Origin of the sequence: Aeromonas molluscorum 848 (assembly GCF_000388115.1) — a bacterium.
Classification (GTDB): domain Bacteria; phylum Pseudomonadota; class Gammaproteobacteria; order Enterobacterales; family Aeromonadaceae; genus Aeromonas; species Aeromonas molluscorum.
The window spans coordinates 1-25977 of the sequence record NZ_AQGQ01000041.1 but is presented as its reverse complement, the minus strand read 5'-3'; the positions used below and the strand labels follow the sequence as shown (position 1 = coordinate 25977).

General features: G+C 58.3%; 26 protein-coding genes and 2 pseudogenes. 16 read left to right on the top strand and 12 right to left on the bottom strand.

Annotated features, from left to right (window positions below; genetic code table 11):
* The 4 genes from G113_RS08265 to G113_RS08250 form a co-directional block, all read right to left on the bottom strand.
* Nucleotides 1–520 (bottom strand): helix-turn-helix domain-containing protein (locus G113_RS08265; RefSeq protein ID WP_005898728.1); only part of this gene is annotated, 520 nt, incomplete at its 3' end.
* A gap of 211 nt (nucleotides 521–731) precedes the next feature.
* Nucleotides 732–938, bottom strand: a complete 207-nt coding sequence (locus G113_RS08260; protein WP_040319034.1) for a hypothetical protein — start codon at nucleotides 936–938, stop codon at nucleotides 732–734.
* Nucleotides 939–942: 4 nt separating this feature from the next.
* Nucleotides 943–1218, bottom strand: a complete 276-nt coding sequence (locus tag G113_RS08255) for a hypothetical protein (protein ID WP_236611732.1) — start codon at nucleotides 1216–1218, stop codon at nucleotides 943–945.
* A 152-nt stretch (nucleotides 1219–1370) separates the two neighbouring features.
* Nucleotides 1371–1586 (bottom strand): Cro/CI family transcriptional regulator, encoded by a 216-nt coding sequence (locus G113_RS08250; RefSeq protein ID WP_005898724.1) that lies wholly within the window; start codon nucleotides 1584–1586, stop codon nucleotides 1371–1373.
* Between the two features lie 53 nt (nucleotides 1587–1639).
* Here G113_RS08250 and G113_RS08245 point away from each other — a divergent pair, with 53 nt between their 5' ends.
* From G113_RS08245 to G113_RS08190, 11 genes are all read left to right on the top strand, one after another.
* Nucleotides 1640–2338, top strand: a complete 699-nt coding sequence (locus G113_RS08245; protein WP_005898721.1) for a helix-turn-helix domain-containing protein — start codon at nucleotides 1640–1642, stop codon at nucleotides 2336–2338.
* Between the two features lie 197 nt (nucleotides 2339–2535).
* Nucleotides 2536–2715, top strand: coding sequence for a hypothetical protein (locus G113_RS08240; protein ID WP_005898719.1), 180 nt, complete (start codon nucleotides 2536–2538; stop codon nucleotides 2713–2715).
* A gap of 295 nt (nucleotides 2716–3010) precedes the next feature.
* Complete coding sequence (locus G113_RS08235) at nucleotides 3011–3253, top strand: hypothetical protein (RefSeq protein WP_005898717.1); 243 nt, start codon at nucleotides 3011–3013, stop codon at nucleotides 3251–3253.
* A gap of 289 nt (nucleotides 3254–3542) precedes the next feature.
* Nucleotides 3543–3776 carry a helix-turn-helix transcriptional regulator gene (locus G113_RS08230; RefSeq protein ID WP_051106573.1) on the top strand — a complete coding sequence of 78 codons (234 nt, stop codon included), beginning with the start codon at nucleotides 3543–3545 and terminating at the stop codon, nucleotides 3774–3776.
* Between the two features lie 27 nt (nucleotides 3777–3803).
* On the top strand, nucleotides 3804–4094 hold the full coding sequence (locus G113_RS08225) for a helix-turn-helix domain-containing protein (protein ID WP_005898713.1): 291 nt from the start codon (nucleotides 3804–3806) through the stop codon (nucleotides 4092–4094).
* A 2-nt stretch (nucleotides 4095–4096) separates the two neighbouring features.
* Nucleotides 4097–5764, top strand: coding sequence for a PD-(D/E)XK nuclease-like domain-containing protein (locus G113_RS08220; protein WP_005898711.1), 1668 nt, complete (start codon nucleotides 4097–4099; stop codon nucleotides 5762–5764).
* Complete coding sequence (locus G113_RS08215) at nucleotides 5761–6825, top strand: RecT family recombinase (protein ID WP_152435989.1); 1065 nt, start codon at nucleotides 5761–5763, stop codon at nucleotides 6823–6825. Before G113_RS08220 ends, G113_RS08215 begins: the two co-directional genes overlap by 4 nt.
* Before the next feature lie 266 nt (nucleotides 6826–7091).
* Nucleotides 7092–8171, top strand: a complete 1080-nt coding sequence (locus G113_RS08210; RefSeq protein ID WP_005898706.1) for a PDDEXK-like family protein — start codon at nucleotides 7092–7094, stop codon at nucleotides 8169–8171.
* Nucleotides 8172–8921: 750 nt separating this feature from the next.
* The gene (locus G113_RS20500; RefSeq protein ID WP_080741116.1) at nucleotides 8922–9359 is read left to right on the top strand and encodes a hypothetical protein; all 438 of its coding nucleotides are present in this window, start codon (nucleotides 8922–8924) and stop codon (nucleotides 9357–9359) included.
* The gene (locus tag G113_RS08195) at nucleotides 9352–9549 is read left to right on the top strand and encodes a hypothetical protein (RefSeq protein WP_040319037.1); all 198 of its coding nucleotides are present in this window, start codon (nucleotides 9352–9354) and stop codon (nucleotides 9547–9549) included. The genes G113_RS20500 and G113_RS08195 overlap by 8 nt, the downstream gene beginning before the upstream one ends.
* Nucleotides 9516–10685, top strand: coding sequence for a site-specific integrase (locus G113_RS08190; protein ID WP_040319032.1), 1170 nt, complete (start codon nucleotides 9516–9518; stop codon nucleotides 10683–10685). The genes G113_RS08195 and G113_RS08190 overlap by 34 nt, the downstream gene beginning before the upstream one ends.
* A 259-nt stretch (nucleotides 10686–10944) precedes the next feature.
* On the opposite strand, the gene G113_RS08185 is transcribed toward G113_RS08190, so the two are convergent.
* Both G113_RS08185 and G113_RS08180 read right to left on the bottom strand, forming a co-directional pair.
* Nucleotides 10945–14085, bottom strand: a complete 3141-nt coding sequence (locus G113_RS08185; RefSeq protein WP_005898694.1) for an efflux RND transporter permease subunit — start codon at nucleotides 14083–14085, stop codon at nucleotides 10945–10947.
* A 17-nt stretch (nucleotides 14086–14102) separates the two neighbouring features.
* A complete protein-coding gene (locus G113_RS08180) occupies nucleotides 14103–15275 on the bottom strand; it encodes an efflux RND transporter periplasmic adaptor subunit (RefSeq protein WP_005898691.1) in 1173 nt (390 codons plus the stop codon).
* Between the two features lie 161 nt (nucleotides 15276–15436).
* Here G113_RS08180 and G113_RS08175 point away from each other — a divergent pair, with 161 nt between their 5' ends.
* The 3 genes from G113_RS08175 (at nucleotide 15437) to G113_RS08165 (ending at nucleotide 18194) form a co-directional block, all read left to right on the top strand.
* Nucleotides 15437–16075, top strand: coding sequence for a TetR family transcriptional regulator (locus tag G113_RS08175; protein WP_005898689.1), 639 nt, complete (start codon nucleotides 15437–15439; stop codon nucleotides 16073–16075).
* Between the two features lie 110 nt (nucleotides 16076–16185).
* Nucleotides 16186–16743: a class I SAM-dependent methyltransferase gene (locus G113_RS20225; protein ID WP_161618905.1), complete on the top strand. Its 558-nt coding sequence runs from the start codon at nucleotides 16186–16188 to the stop codon at nucleotides 16741–16743.
* Nucleotides 16744–17024: 281 nt separating this feature from the next.
* Nucleotides 17025–18194 carry a dicarboxylate/amino acid:cation symporter gene (locus G113_RS08165; protein WP_005898685.1) on the top strand — a complete coding sequence of 390 codons (1170 nt, stop codon included), beginning with the start codon at nucleotides 17025–17027 and terminating at the stop codon, nucleotides 18192–18194.
* Nucleotides 18195–18418: 224 nt separating this feature from the next.
* Here G113_RS08165 and tesB read toward each other — a convergent pair whose 3' ends face one another.
* From tesB to rnm, 6 genes and pseudogenes are all read right to left on the bottom strand, one after another.
* Complete coding sequence (gene tesB, locus G113_RS08160; protein ID WP_005898684.1) at nucleotides 18419–19291, bottom strand: acyl-CoA thioesterase II; 873 nt, start codon at nucleotides 19289–19291, stop codon at nucleotides 18419–18421.
* Nucleotides 19292–19476: 185 nt separating this feature from the next.
* Nucleotides 19477–20401: pseudogene (gene rluB, locus G113_RS08155) on the bottom strand (23S rRNA pseudouridine(2605) synthase RluB).
* Nucleotides 20402–20553: 152 nt separating this feature from the next.
* Nucleotides 20554–21126: an SMC-Scp complex subunit ScpB gene (gene scpB, locus G113_RS08150; protein ID WP_005898680.1), complete on the bottom strand. Its 573-nt coding sequence runs from the start codon at nucleotides 21124–21126 to the stop codon at nucleotides 20554–20556.
* A gap of 206 nt (nucleotides 21127–21332) precedes the next feature.
* On the bottom strand, nucleotides 21333–22172 hold the full coding sequence (locus G113_RS08140) for a segregation and condensation protein A (protein WP_005898675.1): 840 nt from the start codon (nucleotides 22170–22172) through the stop codon (nucleotides 21333–21335).
* A 22-nt stretch (nucleotides 22173–22194) separates the two neighbouring features.
* On the bottom strand, nucleotides 22195–22815 hold the full coding sequence (locus tag G113_RS08135) for an L-threonylcarbamoyladenylate synthase (RefSeq protein ID WP_005898673.1): 621 nt from the start codon (nucleotides 22813–22815) through the stop codon (nucleotides 22195–22197).
* A gap of 80 nt (nucleotides 22816–22895) precedes the next feature.
* Nucleotides 22896–23783 carry an RNase RNM gene (gene rnm / locus G113_RS08130; RefSeq protein WP_005898671.1) on the bottom strand — a complete coding sequence of 296 codons (888 nt, stop codon included), beginning with the start codon at nucleotides 23781–23783 and terminating at the stop codon, nucleotides 22896–22898.
* A gap of 433 nt (nucleotides 23784–24216) precedes the next feature.
* On the opposite strand from rnm, the gene G113_RS08125 reads away from it, so the two are divergent.
* Both G113_RS08125 and G113_RS20990 read left to right on the top strand, forming a co-directional pair.
* Nucleotides 24217–25833: an anthranilate synthase component 1 gene (locus G113_RS08125; RefSeq protein WP_005898670.1), complete on the top strand. Its 1617-nt coding sequence runs from the start codon at nucleotides 24217–24219 to the stop codon at nucleotides 25831–25833.
* Between the two features lie 80 nt (nucleotides 25834–25913).
* A pseudogene (locus tag G113_RS20990) lies at nucleotides 25914–25977 on the top strand (anthranilate synthase component II); the annotation flags it as partial.

The window sequence follows — 25977 nt, the reverse complement described above, 5'->3', positions numbered from 1 at the left end:
GGAGCCCTGTTTCCTGGATAGCCCACCTCCCCCACTCGCCTGGAAGCACCCAGTCGTTCGGCAAACGGGTACCTCGACGCGGAGTTTCGCTTACGGGGCGTTTTTCCCCCTGGGGGGATACAGGGGGGATCTTTGGATCAATGACTGGTTCTAAAGAGTGACTGATTCTATGTGCATCTCCTGCACCACCCCCTAGTGCAGCTCCTGCACTACCCTGGTGAATCTCCTGCACCTCTGGATGTGCAGCTCCTGCACCATCTAACGTGAGCACATAGACATTGGATCGCTTTCCTTTGGGACCGACTCGGGACTCCTTTGTCAGAAGCCCCACTTCACACATTGCGTCGATATGAATGATCACTGAGCGCCGGGAGATCTCGCACTGATCTGCAATGTGTTGGTATGACGGCCAGCACTCACCGGTGTCGCTGGCGTTATCCGCCAACTTGATCAGAACAAGCTTTCGCAATGGGTTCCCCACTTTGATGCTCATAGCCTTAGCCATCAGTAGCATGCTCATGCTGCCATCTCCTGCTCGGTATACTCGCAAGCGGGGCACTCAAATGTGCGATCGTCAGTACCAGATTGCAGCTCACTACCACACTGCGGGCAGTGGCCAAGATCGTGCGGCAAGGGGTGGCCCCCACGGGCCATGGTTGGATTGGTCATTGGTCAGGTCCTGGTTCAAAACGCCCGCTGGTCAGGCGGGCAGATAGTGATTATGCGCTGGGTTATGCCTCTGCACGCTCAACAGTGCGGGTCTGCAGCTCGCGGGCAAGGCGCAGTGCCTGCCGATCGGTACCGGCGGCGTGCGCAGTCGGGATAAGTGCGGTATCCAACTCAAGCGCCAGTTCATGGATCACGGCCTTCAAGATGATGTTGTCGCGATCACTGACGTGTTGCGATGCCGGACGTGACGGCCTGGATTTCGTAGTCACGGTGTTACCTCCCGAGAATGAATTTGATGAGTTTTTGCAGGGGGCGCAGAGGGCGCTCCTCGTTGTATGTCGCCTCATCCTCTGAGGTGAACTGCAGGAGGCCACGCTCGGGTAAACCGGATCCATCCAGTATTTCCTCGACTGTCACGGGCGGGTACCCCTGCTCGAGCAGGCTCCGATTGGCCCGTTTGACGGCTCTCGCCAGGATCTGTGGCTCGTGCTGTGATATGGCCTTGAGCAGGATCAGCAGCGAGGTGCGCGCGAATGCGGTCTCGGTCATCTGCAGCTCGGCCCCGACCTCTTGCCACACTCGGCGCTGAGCAGGGTTGCCACGCACGCGGAGTGGTGAAATAGAATCCATTTTTTCGTGATCAGATAATGCTGGGCGTCCCATGGAGTTGGTCCTCTTGGTGCGGTAGTGAAGGCCGGTGGTCAGGCAGCCTGTTGAGTGGTTTGTTCCTGCTCTTTGTTCAGGGGGTAATCCTCTAGCCCCAGGCGCAGCTCACCATTACTGGCGATAACAAAGCTGACTGCATGCTGGGCAGGGATCACGTCACCCCACTTCACGGCGAGGCTGCGGGATATGCCGATAGCTTTCATAGCGCGAGCCATGTTGCCGAAATACTCAATCACTTCGCGTTTCTTCATTGGTCGGGTCCTGTGGCGTAAATGCATGCAAATAATGTCCTCCACAGAGAACGATGTCAATCATCAACGTCTCCCAAAGAGATCGACAACAGAATTACAATTTAGTCTCTAAAGAGAACGAGAGGTTATTGATGAAAACATTTGGACAACGCCTTGAAGAGAAGCTGCAAGAGCTAGGTATCAGCATGTCTGAGCTTGCGCGACGCACGGGCTTATCCAAGAGCGTGATCAGCAACACCATCAATAACCCGAACCGCGAAATGCGCGTTTCATCCCTGATCTCAATCGCAAAGGTGTTAAAAGTTGACCCTATTTGGCTTTACTCGGGCCGTAGTAGTGGTGACCTACTAAACGATATTCAATTCAACTCAGACAAAGTCCCTGTATGGACTCTCTCCGATGTGGAGAACTTGGCCACCGATATGATGCCGAACATGGATAGTGGTAGGTATGTGGTGGCCGAGAACCAAAGCCACAGCATTGCTATAGAATCCAGCAACGATCATCTATCGAAGTCTGGGATAGTTGCCGGTGACATTTGCATCATTAACTTGGCTGAACGTACTCCAGAAGATGGTGCAGTCATGCTGATCCAGCTGTCGAAGAGTGGCCAGGCTCGGCTGCTGAGAGCTATGGCCGGTATTGATGGTTGGGTATACGGGGTTGATGACCCGAGGCTTGGGACAGTCACAGCCAGTGAGGCGACTGTACTAGGCAAGCTTTCCGAACTGAGACGTAGCGAAATCAAGTAACCCATAACTGCCCTTCTCAATACAGATCGCATCAACCCGCTTCGGCGGGTTTTTTGTTGTTCATAAAAAACATCGTTTATTTTAGAGATCGATATTGACCATTCGTTCTCTTGAGATTACAGTTTGCACATCGTCCTCTTGAGAGAACGATAAAGGCGAAATTCAAAGCCTATTGGAACCAAACCAGAGGACCAACCATGAAAGTGAATGACCCTGTGCAGTACACCAACCCTCGGACCCGCGTCACCGTTCCGGCCGTGATCACCGATATCACTGATCTCGGCAAGCGCTGCGGTGGCGGCCTGTTCTACACCGTCAAAACCGAGGCAGGTAAGGAACACCGGACCCGTGCAGGCTGCCTGCAAGCAGCAGCGTAACAAGTCGCTCTCGCCGAGTGCGGGAGCACTCAACCGCATGAGCATTGCCTCAGTGCTCAACCGGTTGAAATGAATTATGACCGCCAGCAACAGGACCCGCCCCTAACCAGGGAAAAAGTAGAAGGCGCCTGACCAGCGCGTAAGAACGACAAAGCCCGCACAAGGCGGGCTTCGAAGGACCAGGGTACCACCCCTAGTCATATTGCCAGGGGACCAACCCCAGCAACAGGACCCAACCACGCCAAAGCGGGCTGGTGTTAACGAGGACCTACCCGTCAACAGGAGCAAATGTACCATGACCAAGAGCATTTTTTCCAGAGCCGCGCATCGCGCCGACCAGATCATTATCAGCATCGTGGATCGATTCAACGGCAATGCCGGCCGCCGTCGCGCACTTAAGCAGCGTTTGCACCTGGCGATGTTGGCCGCCGAGCAACACCACATCGTTGCAGCCCGAGCTGCCCAGAAACGCACTGGCATACCCAAGCACTGCGCCCTCCTCCACTGGCGCGCTGAGTTCCACCGCAACGCCGTCTGACCCGGGCCTGGCGCTTCCCTGATAGCGCCGTAGCCAAAGTCTCTTTCTCAAGCACCGCAAGGATGCTTTGGCTTCGCTCACGCCAAATTCGGCTGAGCTCGCTCTTTAACAACCTGGATTGGGCCGTCACCGCTCGTAATCTGCTGGCCCGGCAGATCCCCGCTAACCCGTTCAAACCGGAATGTGGGGCAGGAAGGTGACAGGGTGCCGGCTTGCGAGCCTGTATCCCAAGACGGTTCTGCTAAAACAGCACCACCTTCTGATAGCCACATATCACGAGGCCCTAGATATGAAAGACCAAACTGAGAAATGCCCCTCGAATGAGCCAGTCCCTCTTCGCTTCATTCGAATGCGTGAAGTCACCAAGAAAACAGGACTTTGTAAGTCCAGCATCTACGACCTGATCAACAAGAAAGATTTTCCTCAGCCAATCCACTTATCCGCCAGGACAGTCGCCTTCATCGAATCCGAAGTTGAGGCTTGGATGGTGGATCGCATCTCAGCAAGTCGCAACAACAAGTAGCCACCAGAACCACCAAAGGACCCAACCATGAAAAAGCATACCGAACTGAACAACCAGGCAATCCCCCAACTCAATGACGAATGCCGCAAGCGCCTGCGCCAACTGCGGGAGCGCTTAGGGCTGAGCCGGCCGAAGTTCGCCGACATGCTGGGCATTCCAGCCACCACGCTCAAGAACTACGAGCTGAACTACCGGGAGATTGGCGGAGGCACCCTGCTGTTGATCGCACAGCACCCCGAGCTCTCAACCCACTTCATCTGGCTGACGGCCGGCCAAGTGGCGGAGCAACACCCAGTAGATGCATCAACGGAGTCTTAGCCATGTCCCTTGGCATCGAATATCGCTATTCCGAGCGAGGGCCAGAGCCTGAACCGATGTCAGGCAACGTTCCAAAGCCTGTGCTCGTTGGGCCACCCATTCCGCTCCACATCATCAACCAACGTCAATTTCGCATCATCACCGAATTCAGGGCTCGCATGGACCAAGCCAAAGCGAACGCTATGGATAAGGCGCTGGCTGCCATGGACGCACTATTTAACAAACGAGGACCAACCATGGAAAACATCAACCAGAAAACCCAGATTGCCGAAGCTGTTGTTACCAAGTTCGAGCCTGCGGGCCCTGGCATTTACCCCGGGATCCCCGGCGAGGCCTACCACGGTGGGCCAGGTTTATCTAAGAGCGGCTTGGATTGGGCCTTGGTATCTGGCCAGCACTATCACTACTACCAAGTAGAAGGTAACGACCAGAAGCTCACTGCAGCACTACGTGAAGGTCGGATCCTGCACAAGGTCGTGCTGGAGTTTGAGGACTTCAACAGCGAATTCGTTGTTGAACCTGAGTGGCCAGAAGATGCCATCAGTGGTGCCGAACAGATGAAGGCCATCATTCAGGCCTACAACGATGACCTCGAGCAGAAGCCTGCAGTCGAGGAACTGATCCAGGCGATCGAGGCACATAACGCCAAACTGCCAAAGCCCATTGACGCAGGCAAAAGCATGGGGGAATACGAAGCAGCCTATGAAATGCTGCCCGAAGCATTCCAAACCCTGGGAGAAGATGACAAGCGAACAGCCACCGCGCTCAAAGCCTGTATCAAAGCTCACAACGACAGCCTGCCCAAGCCCATTAAAACATCAGGTGGCTATCAAGCAGTGCTCGAGAACTATGCCCTGCTGGGCATCCAGCAAGCAGAGCGTGCGGCCCATATCCATTCTCTGCCGACCCCTCTCCCTCTGAATGGCACCAAGGCTGAAATGACTGAGCGGATCCGTACCTTCAACCCCGATGCAGTTCTCCTTGAAGAGGTCAAAGAGCAATTCATGCAAGAGGCAGGCGGCCGCGAGGTGTTGACGGCCAATGAGTATCAGCACGCCCTGCGTTATCGCGAGGCGGTCTTGGCTCATCCTGAAGCTGCGGTGCTGCTGGATGAAGGGGTAGCGGAGTCAAGCCTCTACTGGCATCACCCCGAAACCAAAGCTCTGCTCAAGTGCCGGCCAGACTGGATGCGCCCCGATCACGTTCTGGTTGATCTGAAGTTTGTACGCAATGCCAGCCCCAGCGGTTTCGCACGTGATGGCAGCGCCCACAACTACCACATACAGGACGCTCACTACTGTGATGGCTATGAAACCCTGACTGGCCACAAGCCGAGCTTTGTATTTGTCGCAGTCGAGAAAGACGGCCCCCTGGGTCGGGACGTGTTCAAACCCATCCTGGTCGGCGTTTACTACTACGGCCAAGAGGACCAGCGCCGTGCAATCGAGTTGCGCGATATGGCAGTACGAAACGTTGTGCGCTGGAGCCAAGACAACTACTGGCCAGGTCATGATGGTATGGGCGAAATCATAGTCCCGACATATCAAGCAAACGCCGAGCGCAGCACCCTCAATGAGGATGAAAGTGGTTTTTCTCCAACTCAAGTCCCTGATGTGGAACAACCGCTTGACGCCCTCCCAGACAATCTCTTTGGTAGCGAGGCAGCATGATGAGCAACCAAGTAGCACACCAAGAAACCAACCCCGTATTGGCCAATGAGCGCGGCCAAGCCAACATGCTCAGCCTGATGATGAACGTCGACTTCATGGCGAGTATCGACAAGATGGCCACAATGATGGCAAGCGGTAAGACAACCGTTCCCCAGCATTTACGCGGTAACCAGGCTGACTGCTTCGCCATTTGCCTGCAGGCAATCCAATGGGGAATGAACCCTTTCCCTGTCGCCCAGAAAACCCACCTGGTTAATGGCACACTTGGCTATGAGGCACAGTTAGTCAACGCCGTGGTGGTCAACTCTGGTGCGATCAAGGGGCGCTTTGACTACGAGTTTTTCGGGCCGTGGGAACGAGTGATCGGCAAATTCAAGGTCATCCGAAAAGAGAAGGATGGGAAACCGGTTGAGTATCGCGTACCTGACTGGACCTTTGCGGATGAGGCAGGGTGCGGAGTCAAGGTCATTGCGCATCTTGCCAGCGGTCAGACGCGCGAGGTGACGCTGCTGTTACAGCAGGCACGAACCCGGAACTCCACCCTTTGGGCGGATGACCCAAAACAGCAACTTGCCTATTTAGGTGTGAAACGGTGGGCGCGTCTCTACACGCCAGACGTTATCCTGGGGGTCTACTCGGTCGATGAGCTGGAAGAGATCGACGTAACACCTCGAGGTGAAGGCCCACAAGGCGGTGCAGACGCGAAAGCTGACCTCGCACGCAGAGCAGCGGAACGGCGTGCCCAACAACAGAAGGGACAAGTGATCGAAGGAGAGGCGCAGGTGGTCACCACCAAGCATGAGCCAACGGCTAACTCCACAGAGGGAGCACCCGGTCAAAGCGAACAAGATGATGAGCCGAAGGATCTCGAAGCAGAAGACCTACTCGCCGATATCCTATTCAAGATGGATCTCGCTCAGTCGGGCTTTGAGATGAAAGCACTTGTCGCCGAAGTCAGCCAGCTGGGCCCCCGCCTTACCACTGAACAGAAGAAGTCAGCATCTGGCATCTACCAGAAAAACGTTGACCGGCTTGGGCTCAGTACCAAGAAAGCCGCATAACCCCTCTATATCAGCCCGCTAAGCAGCGGGCTTTGTTTTGAACAAGGACCCAATATGACCAAACAAGCCAAAACCAACAGCGTTCAAGTCCAGCTGGTTGTTATCGAACTCACAACCGCCGTAGCCCTACGCCCTACTTGAGGAAATTTAGGACAAGACAACAAACTTGGTACCGGATAGCGATACTTGTACGGAGATGGTTCTCTCGTATTCATTAATGATGAGGGTTACATTAACGCCACCCATTCATTTTTTACACAGTAGCCATGAAATTAGAACTCCTTCGTTCGTTGCTTGACGAACTTAGCATGGTGCCTACCCCCGTTAAACGAGAACCTAATCTCTTTTCCATTGGGGCTAGAGGACACTATGAAAATCCAATCAGTGACCTGCTCGCCTTTTTCTTATGCCCGAATGCGGATCACAATCTAGATAGCCTAGTGCTTGAAACCCTGCTGGAATGCCTACCTGAAGGGGCGCAATTATCGGCATCACTGATCAATGACCCCCAACGGGAGGTCACGACCCATACCAACAGCAGGCTGGACCTGCTGCTCGAATCTGAAGAATGGGTCATGGCACTTGAGAACAAGATATGGCATCACCAAAATAACCCATTTTCCGACTATGAGGCGTTTCTTGCGAAGCACTACAGAGACAAACGGAAGCTGCTATTGGTGCTATCTCCCTCAGGCAAATCACCCATCGGTTGGTATGGTGTTGCCTACCACGATTTTCTAAACCGCCTATCTCCCAAGCTAGGACAAGCCTTCGTAACCACCCCGTTTAACAAGTGGCTTATCCTACTGCGCGAGTTTCTATTGCATCTGGAGTCATTGATGGCCGTATCCGATATCCCAACTCCTACCACAAATTTTGTTCTCTCCCATCTCAACGAGATTCAGCAAATACAGGATATGAAGAACAGTGTGGTCAGGGATCTGCAAACTCAATGCGTACGTTATCTGGAACAACACTTCAGCGAACAAGAACTTAATGTCAGTACAAAAATAAACACTTGGTATGGTTACCCCGCTTTACGATTCGGCTTTAAGCACTGGGTAAGTGACTCTGATGTGGTGTTGTTTCTCGATGGTCGTGAAGGACATCGTTTTGCCGTCAACTACTATGCCTGTGACTTGAAGGGAGATATACAGCATCAAGCCGCTTATGAAGCATTATATCAAGTCGAATGCAGCGAACAGTGGCAAGAGCGTGCCAATACCGTTGCTTGCTTCAAGTTGCTACTCAATGACATTACCCCAGAAGCCATGTTTGTCGAGGTAGCTCGACACCTAGCAATGCTAGATATATTTGAATCAAAGATTCGCTCAAAGTGGGCATAACCCCCAGAAACCTATGATGTGCACTGTCATTAATTGCTGACCATTCCACTTAACCCCGGCCCTCGTGCCGGTTTTTTTATTTTCAGCAACCGAAGACCAACCCATTACCATTACTCTCAACCCCAGTGAATCAACCCTGCTACTTGCCGGAGCAGAGCCCATCAGCGCTGTAGCCTGATACCCCCAAACAATCCACCGATGGCCACACAGAATCGGTGGATAACTCATAGGACCTTCATGCAAAAGACAGAGAGCCCCTACTGCGGTGCAGTAGTTATTGGGTTTGGCATCGTCATGCCTCATCCCAAGCAGCCCGACATGTTCGTCCTCCCAGGAGGCACGATATGTGATCGGCAAACCGCCGAAGCCGCGGCCCGCAAGATTCACATATTGCAGACACAGAGCCACCAAAGGCTTCGGAGGTGAGCCATGCGCTACAGAAAGCCCATCATCCAACCTGGGTTGACCCGAGAAGAAGCTACAGATGTACGGGATCGATACATGCGCATCAACCCCGGAGCCAAAGTCACTATCGACAGCCAGCCAGATAACCCCCAGCTAAAGATCCTGATTGCCCATCTCCCGGTCCTGCCATTTCGGCAGGTGCGGAATCCTGGTTTTATCGGGTATCGGGGCTGGAGGGCATAGCTAGAGAACCAGCTTTGAGTTCCCAAATTTCCAGGAGCTCAAATGACGGCCCTTCCTTCAATCCAATTGGCGCCCCATCCTCAAGAACAGGAGGGCCACGCCATGCAACAACTTCAACTGACCATCGACCAAGACAGCCAGCTGCTCAATGATCTGGTCAGCACCGTTCGCTCCCCCACCCTTTCCCGATCGGCCAAGCTCGCCGAGATCGGCCGCATCCTGGCTCACTTCGATCTGCCTATCGAAGCCCCCAGGGTAACCGGCCAGCTCTGGAGCGCCACCGAGCTGGGCAAGGAGCTGGGGGTCAGCGCACAAGCTATCGGCCGGCTGGCAAACCAACACCAACTCAAACGCCCGGCGTTCGGGGAATACCGCCTTGACCAGGCGGTGAGTAGCAGGAAGCAAGTCGAATGCTTCCTCTACAACCGAGCGGGCCGGGATGAAATCACCAGACTAACGAGGACCAACTACCATGGGAACAACAACCGACCCCGCCAAAAACCAGATCCAGGGCCAGCTCATCATAATGAGAATGCCTGACGCCATACCGCTCAGTACCTACCTGAGCACGATCGAAATCACCGACCGCGACACCATCAACAAGCGCATCCAGCGAGGCATCTGGCAGTTGGGGATCCACATAGTCAATGTTGACGGGGCCAAGGAGCGCTGGGTTAACATCGCAGAGGTAATTAAGTGGGCAATGAAAAACAGCTCCCACGCGGCGTGACACTGCGCGGCGACACCATCAACATCACCTTTACCTTCAAGGGGGTTCGCTGCCGCGAGCCCATTTCCAACCTACCAAACTCCGCCGCCAACGTGCGCTATGCCTCGCGCCTGCTTGGTGAGATCCAGGGCAAGATAGAGCGAGACCAGTTCGCCTACGCCGACTACTTTCCGAAGTCTAAAAAACTGCGGATCTTCGGTGGCGCATCCATAGCCGCAAAGGTGGCTGACTATCTGAACGAGTACATCCGTCGCTGTGAAGTCCGAGGGCTTAGCCCGTCAACTATGGTCGGGTACCGCAAGTGCTACACGGCTCTGGCGGATTTACACCAGGTAACTGTCTCCGACCTCACCCCCGCCCTGGTGAAAAACTGGCTGATCAAGAGTGACTCATCAGCCAAGACAGCGCGCAACCGTCTGTCATTCTTGCGCAGCTCCATAGATGAAGCCGTGACAGATGGGCTACTGCAGGCGAACCCTGTATCACTGGTCAAGGTCTCCAGATATTTGGACGTGGATTCAGCTTCTGAACGGGTAGTTAGGGACGTAGACCCGTTCACCCCGGCAGAGGTGGAAGCGATCTTGAACACAGCCATGAACATCAACGAACAGTGGGCTAGCCTGTTCGCCTTTGCTTTTGCCACGGGGATGCGGCCATCCGAGATCTGCGCCCTGCGCTGGTCATCGATAGACTGGATCGGTAACACGGTCGCAGTTTCCAGTGCCACGGTTGTCGGCATCACAAAAAGCACCAAGACAAGAGCCGGCACCCGCATAATCGAGCTGACCAAGGAGGCTATTGCCGCACTGAACAGCCAGAAGCGTTTCACCTTCATGCGTTCAGAGCTCGTTTTTGAAGACCCCAAGCTGGGCAAGCCATGGCCCGGGGCCGAGCCGATCAGGAAGAAAGCATGGCTCTACACACTCCGGCGATCCGGTGTTCGCTATCGCCACCTCTACCAGACTAGGCACACCTACGCGACGGCCAACATCAGCCGTGGATGCAACCTGTTTTGGCTCGCTGGCCAGATGGGGCACAAGGGGCCGGAAATGCTATTTCGGCACTATGGATCCTACCTTTCCGAGTACGATGGCCAGACAGCAAAAGCGCCAATCCCGATCCAAATTCAGAAGTGAAGTGAAAAAAGCCTTATAGTTCAATTGGTAAAGCTGCTTTGGACGGGGGTTCAAATCCCCCCAGCCCACCAAACGTTTGGAAAGGGCCACTTCGCAAGAAGTGGCCCTTTTTCTATGCCCCAGCCACGTAAAGATGGCGTGAACACCCATGCAACACCTGGCGGCATGGCGCCAATAGAAAGAGGGAGGCACAGGCCTCCCTCTTTTGTCTGTCACGCCCTCACCTCAAGGTGACGGCCATTTGATTGGCCTTAACGGCTTATGCCTGCTCGTTCGATTTAGGCTCTGCCTGCCCGCCCTTCTGTTTGGTGAAGTAACGCATCACCAGCACGAAGAAGAGCGGCACGAAGAAGATGGCGAGCACAGTGGCACTGATCATGCCGCCCATGACGCCGGTGCCGATGGCGTTACGGCTGCTGGCCCCCGCCCCGGTACTGATTGCAAGCGGCAATACCCCCAGGATAAAGGCGAGCGAGGTCATCAGGATTGGCCGCAGACGCAACCGTGCAGCCTCCAGCACGGCCTCACTCAGGCTCATGCCTTTGTCATAGAGCTCCTTGGCGAACTCGACGATCAGGATGGCGTTCTTGGCCGACAGCCCTATGGTGGTGAGCAGGCCGACCTGGAAGTAGACATCGTTCTCCAGGCCGCGCAGGGTCGCCGCTATGATGGCGCCCAATACCCCAAGCGGCACAACCAGCATGACGGAGAAGGGGATGCTCCAGCTCTCATACAGGGCCGCCAGACAGAGGAAGACCACCAGCAGCGAGATGGCGTAGAGCGCAGGTGCCTGGGAGCCCGCCTGACGCTCCTGGAAGGAGAGCCCGGTCCACTCGATACCTATTCCCTCGGGCAGCTGTTTCACCATCTGCTCGATGGCGGCCATGGCATCACCGGTACTCTTGCCGGGGGCAGCTTCACCGACAATCTCCATGGCGGAGACGCCGTTGTAACGCTCAAGGCGGGGTGAACCATAGCTCCACTGGGTCGTGGCGAAGGCCGAGAAGGGCACCATCTTGCCGTCCCCGTTGCGCACGTACCACAGCTTGAGATCTTCCGGGTTCATCCGGAAGGGAGCATCCGCCTGCATGTAGACCTTCTTGACCCGGTTGCGGTCCATGAAGTCATTGACATAGGAGGAGCCCCAGGCCGCCGACAGCGTGCTGTTGATGTCGCTGACGGTCAGCCCCTGGGCCAGGGCCTTCTCGTAATCAATCTTGATGTCGAGCTGGGGCGTGTCTTCCATCCCGTTCGGACGAACCCGGACCAGATTGGGATCCTGCGCCGCCATGCCGAGCAGCTGGTTGCGGGCCGCCATCAACTTCTCATGACCCAGACCAGCTCGGTCTTGCAGGAAGAAGTCGAAACCTGTGGCCGTGCCCAGCTCGGGGATGGGAGGCAGGTTGAACGCGAAGACCTGAGCCTCCTTGATGCTGAACAGATACCCCATGGCGCGGCCTATGATGGCATTGGCGCTGCGCTCGGGGGTGTCACGCTCTTTCCAGTCCTTGAGCTTGATGAACGCCATGCCGCTGTTCTGGCCGCTACCGGCGAAGCTGAAACCCGCCACCGTCAGCACAGAGTCGACATTGTCTTTCTCCGTTTCGAGGAAGTAGTCACGCATCTCGGCCAGTACGGCCTCGGTACGCTGCTTGGTCGCCCCGACCGGCAGCTGCACCATGGACATGATGACCCCCTGATCCTCTTCCGGCAGGAAAGAGGTCGGCAGGCGCAGGAAGAGCACGGCCAGCACCACCAGCATCCCCAGATAGATGATGCTGTAGCGCGCCCCTTGCTTGATGACTTTGCCCACGCCGCGATGATAGCGATCGGCACCGGCGTCAAACACCCGGTTGAACCAGCCAAACAGGCCGCGATGACTGGCGTGCTCGCCATGCTTCATCGGCTTGAGCAAGGTGGCGCACAGGGCCGGGGTCAGGATCAAGGCCACCAGCACGGAGAGCACCATGGCCGAGACGATGGTCAGGGAGAACTGGCGATAGATGGCGCCGGTTGAGCCGCCAAAGAAGGCCATGGGCACGAACACGGCGGAGAGCACCAGGGCAATCCCCACCAGGGCACCCGTGATCTGATCCATGGACTTGCGGGTCGCCTCCAGAGGGGATAGCCCCTCCTCGCTCATCAGGCGCTCCACGTTCTCCACCACCACGATGGCGTCATCCACCAGCAGGCCGATGGCCAGCACCATGCCGAACATGGTGAGGGTGTTGATGGAGAAACCGAACGCCGCCATGACCCCGAAGGTCCCCAGCAGTACCACGGGCACGGCTATGGTCGGGATCAGGGTGGCCCGGAAGTTCTGCAAGAAGAGGTACATGACGCAGAACACCAGGATGATAGCCTCAATCAGGGTCTGCACCACCTCCTCGATGGAGATCTGCACGAAGGGGGTTGTGTCATAGGGATAGACCACCTTCATGTTCGCCGGGAAGTACTGGGAGAGCTCGTCTATCTTGGCCTTCACATGCTCGGCGGTATCCAGAGCGTTGGCACCGGTTGCCAGCTTGATGGCGATGGCCGAGGTAGGTTGGCCGTTGTAGAGCGCCTCGGCGTCATAGTTCTCGCCGCCCAGCTCGACCCTGGCCACGTCCTTGAGCAGGACCTTGGAGCCATCCTGATTGACCCGCAGCAGTATGTTGTTGAACTCCTCCACGGTCGAGAGCCGGGTCTGGCCCATGATGGTGGCGGTAAATTGCTGATCGTTCACCGAGGGGGTGCCCCCCAGTTTACCGAAGGCCACCTGGGCGTTCTGGCTCTGGATAGCGGCCTGAATGTCAGCCGGGGTCAATTGCACCCGGTTGAGGCGATGCGGATCCAGCCAGACCCGCATCGAGTACTGACTGCCGAACAGGGTAATGTCACCCACCCCGTCCAGGCGGCTCAAGGGCTCCTTGATGTTGCTCACCACATAATCGGAGAGATCATCGTTGCTCATCTTGCCATCGCTGGAGATGAAGCCCGCCACCATCAGGAAGCTGCTGGAGGTCTTCTGCACCCGGATGCCTTGCTGTTGCACCTCTTGCGGCAGCAGTGACATGGCCTGTTGCAGCTTGTTTTGCACCTGCACCTGGGCGATGTCGGGATCCGTGCCCGGCTTGAAGGTCAGGGTGACGGACACGTTGCCGGCCGAATCGCTCTGGGATGACATGTAGAGCAGGTGATCCAGCCCCGTCATGTTCTGCTCGATGATCTGGGTCACCGAGTCTTCCACCGTCTTGGCGGAAGCACCCGGGTAGCTGGCCGAGATCCCCACGGCCGGCGGCGCTATGGTGGGATACTGGGAGACAGGCAAGGTCAGGATTGCCAGCCCCCCTGCCAGCATGATCACCAAGGCGATCACCCAGGCGAATATGGGTCTGTCTATGAAAAATCGTGCCATGAGGCGACTACTCCATCCTACTTGTTGGCCGGGGTGGCTTGCGCCTGAGCGGATTGCTCGCTAGGGGTAACCTGGGCACCGGGCCTGACTTTCTGCAGACCGGCAACGATGACCCGCTCGCCTGCCTTGAGACCGGACTCCACCACCCAATTGCTGCCAACGATGCGACTGATGTGAATATCCCGCAGCTCGACCTTGTTGTCCTGGGTGACCACCATGACAGTGGCGCCCCCATTGGGAGTCCGGGTCACGGCCGTCTGGGGCACCAGCAGGCCCTGGCTGCGCTCGCCCTCTTTCAAGGTGGCGCGCATGAACATGCCGGGCAGCAACAGCAGCTGCGGGTTGGGCACTATGACCCTCAGGGTCACCATGCCGGTGGTCTCGTCCACGCTGACATCGGAGAACTGCAGCTCGCCGGATTCACCATAGGCGCTGCCATCTTCGAGCAGGAAGCTCACCTTGGCGTTGTCAGCCTGACCCGAGGTCAGCTTGCCCGCCTCGACCTGACGCTTGAGGCGCAGCAGATCGGCGGTGGACTGGCTCACGTCCACGTACATGGGGTCGAGCTGCTGGATAGTGGTCAGGGCCGCCGCTTGCTGGGCGGTGACCAGCGCGCCTTCGGTCACAGCGGAGCGACCGATGCGCCCGCTGATGGGGGCCGTGATGCGGGTGTAGTCGAGGTTGATCTGGGCGCTCTGGAGCGCGGCCTTGGCGGCGCCTATCTCGGCAAGTTGCTGCTTCCAGGCGGCATCGGCATCATCAAACTCCTGACGGCTGATGGCCTTGACCTTGGCCAGCTCGCCATAGCGCTGGGCCTTGAGGCGGGCACTGCGCTCATTGGCCTGGGCCTTGGCCAGATTGGCCTTGGCGCTGGCCACATTGGCTTGATAAATGGCGGGGTCAATCTGATAGAGCAGCTGGCCGGCCTTGACGTCCGAGCCCTCGGTAAAGAGACGCTTGAGCACTATGCCGCTCACCTGGGGGCGCACTTCGGCAATGCGCAGGGCGGCGGTGCGGCCGGTCAGCTCGGTGGTGAGCTGCAAGGGGGCTGTGTGCAGCGTGGCCACTTCCACGGCGGTGGGGGGCATCTGGCCGGGGGCCTGGGCTGCCTCTTTATCACCGCAGCCAGCCAGCCATCCTGCCGCTAACAAGGCTAGTCCGACCGAACGGGCAATTTTATTTTTATGCATGTAGCACCTGATCCTCTGTCTGCTTACGAACAACCATTCAGGGGGCGATAAGCCCCCCATTGGTAAAATCAGTCAAGATGGGGCAATATACATACATTCATGAATGTATGTATATTGGTTTTTGTTATTATCCTCACCCTTTTTGGACTAAGCGAAACAAGATGGTCAGACGCACTAAAGAAGAAGCCCAGCAGACCCGCTGCCACATCATGAACATGGCGTTGGATCTGTTTTGCCGCCAGGGGCTGGCCAAGACCAGTCTGACCGATATCGCCAAGGCTGCGGATCTGACCCGGGGCGCCATCTACTGGCACTTCAAGAACAAGGAGGAGCTGTTTGTCGCCCTGTGGGAGGAGCTGTGCCAGCCCCTCTCCCACCAGCTCGATGCCAGCCTCAATCCGGAGGAGCCGGATCCCCTCGGCCGACTGCGGCTGTTTCTGCACAGCGCCCTGCTCAAGATCACCCGGGAACCTGGCCATCGCCAGATGTTCACCATCATGTACAGCCTGGAGACCATAGAGGTTGAAGGGGAGGCCTTTACCTTGCGTGAGCACATTCACAAAGAGTCGCGCCGCTTCGCGCAAGATCTCGAGCGCTCCCTCGCCAACGGCGTGCGCAAAGGCCAGCTGCCCGCGGATCTCGATCTGGCCCGAGCCGCTACCCTGCTGCACTGCACCCTGGATGGCTACATTCTCAACTGGTTGCACTTTCCCGAGCGTGTCGATCTGGCCAAGGAGGCCGACTACCTGCTCGATTGTCTCTTCTTGCAGCTGCACCATATGCCTGCGCGACGTGACTGAGATCGAGGCTGCGCCGCGGCAATCCGCGCCGGGCAGATCCCATGCGGGATCTGGCCCTCGGCCCCTCCCCTTGCTACCATGGGTTTCTCCCTTATTACCCCGAGCTCCCGATGTCGCCTGCAACCCCTCTCGTGCTGTCCGCCCGCGCGCCCCTCTATCACTGCATCTGTCAGGTGCTGACCCCAGGCGCCCATCTGCTCGATGCAGGTTGCGGTGAGGGAGAGGATGCCCGCCATTTCCAGCAAAGCGGTTATGTGGTGAGCGCCATCGAGCTTGATCTGGCCATGGCCAGGCGCGCATCGCGTCATGGGGATTTACCGGTGCGGGTCGGCGACATCAGCACGCTGCACACTGTGGTGCCCTTCGATGGCATCTGGGCCTGCGATCTGCTCCCCTGTCTGCCCGCCTCCCAGCGTTTTGCCATGCTGGCCAAGCTGGCCAGCTTGCTCAAGACGGGGGGGATCCTCTATTGCAACGTGCCCCAGGGCGAGCGACTCGCGCCGCCAGAGGAGACTGACCCCCTCGATACAGAGGCCAGCATGGCCGCCGATGAGCTGGAGATGCTGGCCTCGCTCTCGCTGCACCTTGTCCGTCAATGGCAAGCGCCACTGCCTCCCAAGCCCGCGACTCAAGCCTGGCGTCATCTGCTGCTGCGCAAGGGCTCCTGATAATAGGGGGATGAGGTTTATCAACCCCGTCACCAATTCACTTCTCCCCGACGAAATAGCGCGCCGCCGCTATCCCCTCCACCTCGCCCCTCGCTGGGCAGGCCAGTGCCAGGTAATCCCGGCACTTGGCGAGCAATGGCAATTATTGGACAGATGCCATCTTCACAATACTTAACACCACCATAACAAGGCATAGACAGACATAAGGCTGTATATGTGTTAAAAAGCCGCACTAAATTCAGAAGACAATAACAAATCAGACACTCACACCGGATCTGCCCATGAAACTCGTGCTCAAACTCCTCGCTGGCATCCTCGCCGGTCTGCTGCTCGGCCTCTATGCTCCCGACTGGGTCGCCCGTCTGCTGTTCACCGCCAAGACGGTGGTCGGTCAGCTGATTGGCTTTACCATACCGCTCATCATCTTGTTCTTTATCACCAGCGGTATCGCCAGCCTGCCAAAGAACTCGGGCAAGCTGCTCGGCAAGACGGTAGCCCTGGCTTATGGCTCCACCATTCTGGCGGGCACCTTCGCCTTTACCCTGGCCAGTCGGCTGATCCCGACCCTGACCGAGGCCGCCACCGCCAGCGCGGATCCTGCCAGCAAACTGATCTCCTATATCAGCATGGAGATCCCGCCGCTGTTCGGGGTCATGTCGGCCCTGGCCGCCGCCTTCATCTTCGGGATCGGCATCAGCGCCAATGAGGCCACTGACTTGCGTCGCATCGCCGATCAGGGTCGCGACATCATCGACCGCCTGCTGGCGCGGGTGATCATTCCCTTGCTGCCCATCTATATCGCCGGTGTGTTCGTGGAGATGACGGTAGAGGGCACCGTCTTTGCGACCCTCAAGACCTTCGGGGTGGTGCTGGTGATGGCAATCCTGATGCACTGGATCTGGCTGTGCGTGCTGTTCGTCGGCACCGGGCTGGCCCTTGGCCGCTCGCCGCTCATGCTGCTGAAAAACATGCTGCCCGCCTACTTTACGGCCCTTGGCACCATGTCCAGCGCCGCCACCATACCGGTAGCCCTGCGCGCCAGCCGTCAGAATGGAGTAAGCGAGGGGATCGCCAACTTTACCGTGCCCCTGTGCGCCACCATCCATCTGTGCGGTTCCACCATTACCCTGGTGACCTGTGCCACGGCCGTCATGTACCTCTCCGAGCATCTGGCCATCCCGGGCTATGGCACCATGCTGCCCTTCATCATGATGCTTGGGGTCATCATGATAGCGGCGCCCGGCGCCCCGGGGGGCGGCGTCATGTCGGCGCTGGGCCTGCTCACCTCCATGCTCGGCTTCGGCGAAGCCTCCATCGCCCTGATGATCGCCCTCTACCTGGCCCAGGACAGCTTCGGCACCGCCTGCAATGTGACCGGTGACGGCGTCATCGCCCTCTGGGCCGATCGCTTCGCCCAGAGTGATAGCGCATCGCGATCTGAAGCCGCCTGACCCTTGACGGGCAAGTAAAAACGGGAGCCAATGGCTCCGTTTTTTATGGATAAGCATCTGAGAGAAGCTTGCCTCAATCAGCGGTTAGCGAGAGATGGGGCTGCGGTTGAACGAAGGCCAGACGCCGTCCCAGGCCATGGTGTCGGTGCCCGGCCTGGATCTATGCCCCCCTTCGCCAGGTTGCGCTACCCAGTGTCAGAGCGCAGTGCGTACTCTGCCAGCGACTATGGCTTGCTTCCCCGGCGGCGGATCACCCCCTCCTGGGCCGTACTCGCCACCAGTACCCCATCCCGGGTAAAGAACTGGCCGCGAACCAGGCCACGGCCGGCACTGGCGCTCGGGCTGTCCACCACGTAGAGCAACCAGTCATCGAGCCGGAAGTCCCGGTGGAACCACATGGAGTGGTCTATGGTGGCCACCTGTATGTCTGGCTCCCAGTAAGAGACGCCGTGGGGTTGCAGGGCGGCGAACAGGAAGTGGAAATCGGAGGCGTAGGCCAGCAGGTACTTGTGCACCCTTGGATCGTCCGGCATCTGGCCATTGGCCTTGAACCAGACATGCCTCAGCGGCTCGTGGACGTCCGGCCGGATCGGATCGACCAGGGTCACCGGGCGAATTTCGAGGGGTTTCTCACACAGGATCTTGTCACGCAAGGCGGGCGGGATCTGATGCTCGTAGGGGCGCACCAGCTCCAGCTCGCTCTTGAGCAACTCGGGGGGAGTGATCCCCTCCGGCATGCTGATCTGATGCTCGAAGCCCTCGGCCTCGACTTGAAACGAGGCGTTGAGGTAGAAGATGGGCTTGCCGCCCTGAATGGCTTTGACCCTGCGGGTGGAGACGGTCTGACCGTCGCGGATGTTCTCCACGTCGTAGACGATGGGGCGATTGGCATCCCCGGGGCGCAGAAAATAGGAGTGGAAGCTGTGTACCTGACGATCGGCGGCCACCGTCTGCTTGGCGGCGGACAACGCCTGCCCCATGACCTGCCCGCCAAACACGGCTCGCAGGCCGAGATCCTGGCTCTGGCCCCGAAACAGGCCCTCTTCGATCTTCTCCAGCGCCAGCAGTGCCAGCAGCTCATCCAGTACCTTGCTCATTAGTTTCTCCTGTATCCGATAGCCAAAGGCTAACAAGGAGCCAGAGCCGAGGCAACCTTCCCTGCTCTCAAGCCAGGGGGTGAGGAGGCCGCTACCCGAGCTCGGGGACTACCCCATAAACAAAAAGGCCCGCACTGGTGAGTGCGGGCCCTGCTTTTCTCATCAGTCAGAATGACTGCGGCGGCTTATTTACTGCCGGTACCCGAGTTGCGGGTCGAGGAGGTCGGCTTGCGACGGGCGCTCGCGGTGCGAGCGCGGGGCTCCTGGCCTTGCAGCTCTTTGTGGCGTTTGACGGCACGGCGGATCTGGGCTGCCTGCTTGTGACGGGTGCTCTTGCCCTCTTGCTGCAGATCGACCTTGGATTCGGTCTCGTAGTTCATGTGAACCAGACCGCGCAGGTAGTTCACCTCCTGCAGCTTGAGCTCTTTCCAGCCACCACGGGGGATGCCGCGATCCAGGGTGACGTCCCCGTAACGCACACGCATCAGGCGGCTCACCTGCACTTCCTGAGATTCCCACAGGCGACGCACTTCACGGTTGCGCCCCTCGGTCAGGGTCACGTTGAACCACTGGTTCAAGCCTTCACCACCGGCCGCCTTGATCTTGTTGAACCTGGCCAGGCCATCTTCAAGCTGCACCCCCTTGCGCAGGCGTTGCAGCATGGCTTCGGTGATCTCGCCGAACACCCGTACCGCGTACTCACGCTCAACCTGGTGACTCGGGTGCATCAGGCGGTTGGCCAGTTCACCATCGGTGGTGAACAGCAGCAGGCCTGAGGTGTTGACGTCCAGACGACCGACCGCTATCCAGCGAGCACCATCCATCTTGGGCAGACGATCGAACACGGTCGGACGACCTTCCGGATCGTGGCGGGTACACATTTCGCCTTCTGGCTTGTGATAGGCCAGCACACGGCAGATCTGCTCTTCGGCAGCACGGGTCTTGATCTGATGACCATCAACCCGGATCACGGCGTTCACTTCGACGCGATCTCCCAGTGTGGCAGCCTTGCCATCCACACTGACCCGACCTGCGGTGATCAGGGCCTCCATCTCACGACGGGAGCCCGTGACCCGCGCGGGCCAACACTTTTTGCAGTTTTTCACTCATCGGGGTTACCTGATTGTTGTTCCCTGTCCGGCATGCCGGGCAAGGGTAATGACTGTGCCGGATCCCATTACGGGGATCCGGCACCGCTTCAATGATTAAGACACTGCGTTCACCACATCCAGCAGCCCGGTCGAATCACCCGACCGGCTCACTCAATGGGCGCCACTCTCCTCGCCCAGCATGGTGGACAAGGGTTGATCCAGTTCTGGATCCAGCTCGGGGAGCTGTTCCAGGCTCTGCAGATTAAAATAATCGAGAAATTCTCGGGTGGTGGCCAGCAACTCGGGCCGACCCACCACCTCTTTGTGGCCTATGCTGCGCACCCAGCCACGCTCTTTCAGGGTATTCACCATCTGGCTCGAGACCGCCACCCCTCGGATGGCTTCGATCTCGGCCCGCGTTATCGGCTGGCGATAGGCAATCAGCGTCAGGGTCTCCAGCACGGCCCGCGAATAACGCGGCGCCCGCTCGCTCCAGAGTCTTGAGAGCTCTTCGGCATACTCCTGGCGCGCCTGAAAGCGCCAGCCGGAGGCGACCTCCTTGAGCTCCACCCCCCGCTCGCTGTAATCCTGCTTCAGCTCGGCCAGCAGCAGCTGCACATAGCGACTGGTCACCGGATAATCCGCCAGCACGCTGCCCTTGAGCTCGTTCACCGTCAAGGGCCGACCCGCCACGAACAGGGCCGCCTCGAGCAGGGTCTTGAGCCGTTCAGCAGGCAGGGCCATGACCGCTCTCCTCCGGGCTTAGGATGTTGCATTCGCCAGGGATGACCACCCCACAAAAATCGCGGGGCGCAGCATACCACAAGTCGGCTGGCGAATTAATGAACTCTTGCGTGCAGATGATGCCGATGGCTCCCGGCCCCCCTCCTGCCAGGGGGATGATGGCCGCCTCTGCCGGTGCCGCGATGGGCAGATTCAGCCAGATTGACTCAGTGCTCATGTCCGCTCGTCTCTTCTATCTGGCTCGCCAGGGCAAAATGGAGAGGGCCAAGGGGCTCGGCCTGCAAGATCCAGATCAACTGCTCCTTGCACAGCTCAAGCAGGGCGAGGAAGCTGACCAGCACTCCCATGCGTCCCTCTTCGGCCCGCAGCACATCCGCCAGCTGCAAGGTCTGCCCCAGGGAGAGCAAGGCGAGAATTTCTGCCATACGGACCCGAGTCGGGATCTGTTCACGGCGGATCTGGTGATGCTCAAAATGCGTCGCGCGTTTTACCACACTTTGCATATAGAGGGCGAGCTCGACCAGAGAGACATCGGGCGAGAGCGGCTTGAGATCGCCAAAATCCGGTGGCAGAGCGGCGGCAATAAAGATCTCCCTCTCCACCCTGGGCAAGCCATCGAGCCGCTCGGCACCATGCTTGAAACGCTCATACTCTTGCAGGCGACGAATGAGGGTGACCCTGGGATCTTCCCCCTCTTCTTCGTCTTCCAGCTCGGGCGCCTTGGGCAGCAACAGGCGGGACTTTATCTCCGCAAGCCAGGCCGCCATCAGCAGATATTCGGCTGCCAGCTCCAGATTCAACCCCTGCATCAGCTCTACATAGCGCATGTACTGGGTGGTTATCTGCAGGATCGGCAGGTTGAGAATATCGAGCTGCTGACGACGGATGAGATAGAGCAGCAGATCCAGCGGCCCCTCGAAGGTCTCGAGGAATACCTCAAGGGCATCCGGGGGGATGAAGAGATCCTGGGGCAGCTCATGATAGGGCTGCCCCAGTACAGTCGCGATGGGTATGGCCGCGGCCACCCTCGTCGTCATCTCCTCCATCTCATGGGATGGCGCGCTGGCCTCATTCAAACGGAGTGGGATCTCCGGCGCCGCGACGGCGCACCACGGGGTCTTCGTCGGAGAAGTCGACCACAGTGGTCGGCTGCTCGCCGAGGTAACCGCCGTTGAGCACCAGGTCCAGCTGCTTGCCGAGCTTGTCTGCGATCTCTTCGGGATCGAACTCCGCCATGTCGGATCCCGCCAGGATCAGGGTGGTGGAGAGCAGCGGCTCACCCAGCGCTTCGAGCAGCGCCAGCGCAATGTTGTTGGCTGGCACCCGGATACCGATAGTCTTCTTCTTCTCGTTCATCAGCCGACGGGGCACTTCCTTGGTCGCCTTGAAGATGAAGGTATAGGCACCCGGGGTATTGCTCTTGAGCAGACGAAACGCGCTGTTGTCCACCTTGGCATAGGTGGCTATCTCGGAGAGATCCCGGCACACCAGGGTGAAGTCATGATTGGGCTCGATGCGGCGGATGCGGCAGATCCGCTCGAGAGCCCCCTTGTCACCCATGTGGCAGCCGAGGGCATAGCCCGAATCGGTGGGATAAGCGATGACGCCACCATTTTGAATGATCTGCACCGCCTGGCTGATGAGACGGGCCTGGGGATTGTCTGGATGTACATAGAAATGCTGAGTCATATATTCCTCCCGGAATAGGGCAGGCTCATCCTGCCATCAATACAATAGCCACTTTAGCACGGGGCCCGGAGGCTGGCAGCTCAGGTCGCCCGGCTCGCCAGCAAGCTCTGGTGCTCATCGCTGCTGAGTCCGAAATGGCCCGGATAAGCGAGCCAGAGCGGCGTACCCTCTTTGGGCAGCCAGAGATGACGACCCAGCTCGGTCCAGTTGGACGGAAAGTGAAAATCAGAACCAACCGACACATAGAGATCGTGATCCTTTGCCCACTGGCCCAGATTGGCGCGCTCCCCCGGGCTCTGCTGGGGCAGGGATACCTCCATGGCATCCCCTCCTGCGGCCTTGAACACCACCAGCAGACGCTTGATCCACTTGGCGGTGAGATCGTAACGGCTGGGATGGGCCAGCACGGCCAGGCCACCGGCACTGTGGATAACAGCTATCGCCGCCGCCATCTCGGGCCAATCGGCCGGCGCATAACCCTTGTTGCCCCGGCTCAGGTATTTCTTGAACACCTTCTGCATGTTGTCGGCAATGCCGCGGGCAACCAGCACGCGTGCGAAGTGGGCTCGCGTCACGGCGGCGTCGCCAGCCAACTGCTTGGCCTCTTCATAGGTGCCGGGGATCAGGCATTTTTCCAGACGTCGGCCAATCTCCTGGGCCCGGGCCTCGCGCCGGGCGAGCTGGGCCGCAAGAAAATCCATCAACAACGGATTTTTTTCGTCCACCCCCAGCGCCACTATATGGATCTCGTTATGCTCCCAGGCGGTGGAGATCTCGACCCCGCTCACCAGACGCAGCGGCAGCTGTTCGGCGGCGATGGTGGCGCGCACCTCGTCAAGTCCGGCGAGGGTGTCGTGGTCAGTGACCGCCAACACCTCCACCCCCTTCTCGGCGGCGCGGCGCACCAGGTCCCGGGGTGCCAGCACACCGTCTGAGGCTGTGGTATGGCAGTGCAGATCGAATCGCATCGGCTATCTCGCTCACATGGTTCAGGGCGAATTGGCAAAAGCGACTTGACTTGGTCGCCGCTTTATCGTTTTCTGTAGGCACTTCGATGCCAAGGGCATCTACTCGAATGACAGTCACAGGACTCTATCATGCAAACGACACTCACCCTGAACGCAAACTGGTGGTGGCACATTCCCTGACATGCGGGCGTGTGGTCGTTGCTGTACCTGTAATCTGACAGCAAATAAAGAACACAAAGAAAAAGCCCGCTGACCCCAGCGGGCTTTTTTATTATCCGGTAAATGGACGCGTGATGAAACCGATTAAACAGACATGGCGATGGCGACCGTACTGAAGCGGACAAAACCCACTCAATTTCAAGGAATAGAACGTCATGACATGCTGTTTTCACTCCATAGGTACACGCCAGATACACTCGCAAGGGAAGGCCTTATGACTCGTTTATCCCTGGGCGAATTTGACGCCCTCAAGCTCAATGCCCCTTATGTGGCCGATCCGCTGGCCCTGTTCACCCGCTTGTGCCAGGAGAGCCCCAACACCCTGCTGCTCGAATCCGTGGAGATAGACTCCAAGGCGGGTACCCAGAGCCTGCTGCTGGTCGATGCCTGCCTGCGCATCGAGTGCCGGGGCCGCAGGGTGCGGGTCCGGGCCCTCAATGACAACGGCTCTGCGCTGCAAGCCTTGCTGCGCGCCCACCTGCCGACCTTCATCAGCCAGGCTGATGCCGATGGCGAACTGGTGCTGGATTTCCCCGCCTCGGATCGGGAGCTGGATGAAGATAGCCGCCTCAAGGGCTATGGCGTACTGGACGTGCTGCGCATCCTGCAACGGGAACTGCACTGCCAGCTAGGTAAAGAGACGCTCTTCCTGGCGGGTACCTTTGCCTATGACCTGATTGCCTCCTTCGAAGATCTGCCACAAGTGCCAGAGGGCAGCAACGATTGTCCCGACTACTGCTTCTATGTGGCCGAGACCCTGATCACCATAGATCACATCAAACAGAGTACTCAACTCAGCGCCTGCCTGTTCGGTGGTGAAGGCGACCTGGACGCCCGTTGTGCCCGGCTGACCGACCGGTTGACGGCCCTCAAGCTGGCCTGCCAGCAGGATTTCGCCGTTGCGCTGCCAACCCCGCTGCTGACGACGGGCATGAGCGTGGACAAGAACGACAAGCAGTTCTGCGCCGAAGTCGAGCGGCTCAAGGGCTTTATCCGCCGCGGCGACATCTTCCAGGTCGTGCCGTCGCGCAGCTTCTCCCTGCCCTGCCCCAGCCCGCTCGCTGCCTATCGTCGCCTCAAGCAGACCAACCCCAGCCCCTACATGTTCTATGTGCAGGATGAGGGCTTCACCCTGTTTGGCGCCTCACCGGAGAGCGCGGTCAAGTTCTGCGCCAAGAGCCGCGAAGTGGAGATGTACCCCATAGCCGGTACCCGTCGCCGTGGTCTCAACCCCGATGGCAGCATCAATCTGGATCTCGATGGCCGCATCGAGCTGGAGCTGCGCCAGGACGAAAAAGAGGTGGCCGAGCACCTGATGCTGGTGGATCTGGGCCGCAACGATATCGCCCGCATCTCGGAGCCCGGCACCCGCTATGTGAAAGACTTGCTCAAGGTGGATCGCTACAGCCATGTGATGCATCTGGTCTCCCGGGTCGTTGGCACCCTGCGCTCGGATCTGGATGCCCTGCACGCCTATCAGGCCTGCATGAACATGGGCACCCTGACCGGCGCCCCCAAACTGCGGGCCAGCGAGCTTATCCGCGAGGTGGAAGGGCGCAGACGGGGCAGCTACGGCGGTGCCGTCGGTTATCTCAACGGCGCTGGAGAGATGGACACCTGCATCGTGATCCGCTCGGCCTTCGTAAAAAATGGCATCGCCCATGTTCAGGCCGGAGCCGGTGTGGTCTATGACTCCAAACCCCAGGCCGAAGCGGACGAAACCCGCGCCAAAGCCGCTGCCGTGCTCGCCGCCATTGCCGCCAGCCATGGCACCTCACTGCAGGCACTGAGCGCCCAGCAGGAGCAACACAAGGATGTGAGCCATGACTAACATCTTCCTGCTCGATAACTTCGATTCGTTCACCTACAGCCCTCTGGCCGCTCAGTTCCGCACTTCGAAGGAGCAGACCCATGACTAATATTTTCCTGCTCGATAACTTCGACTCTTTCACCTACAACCTGGTGGATCAGTTCC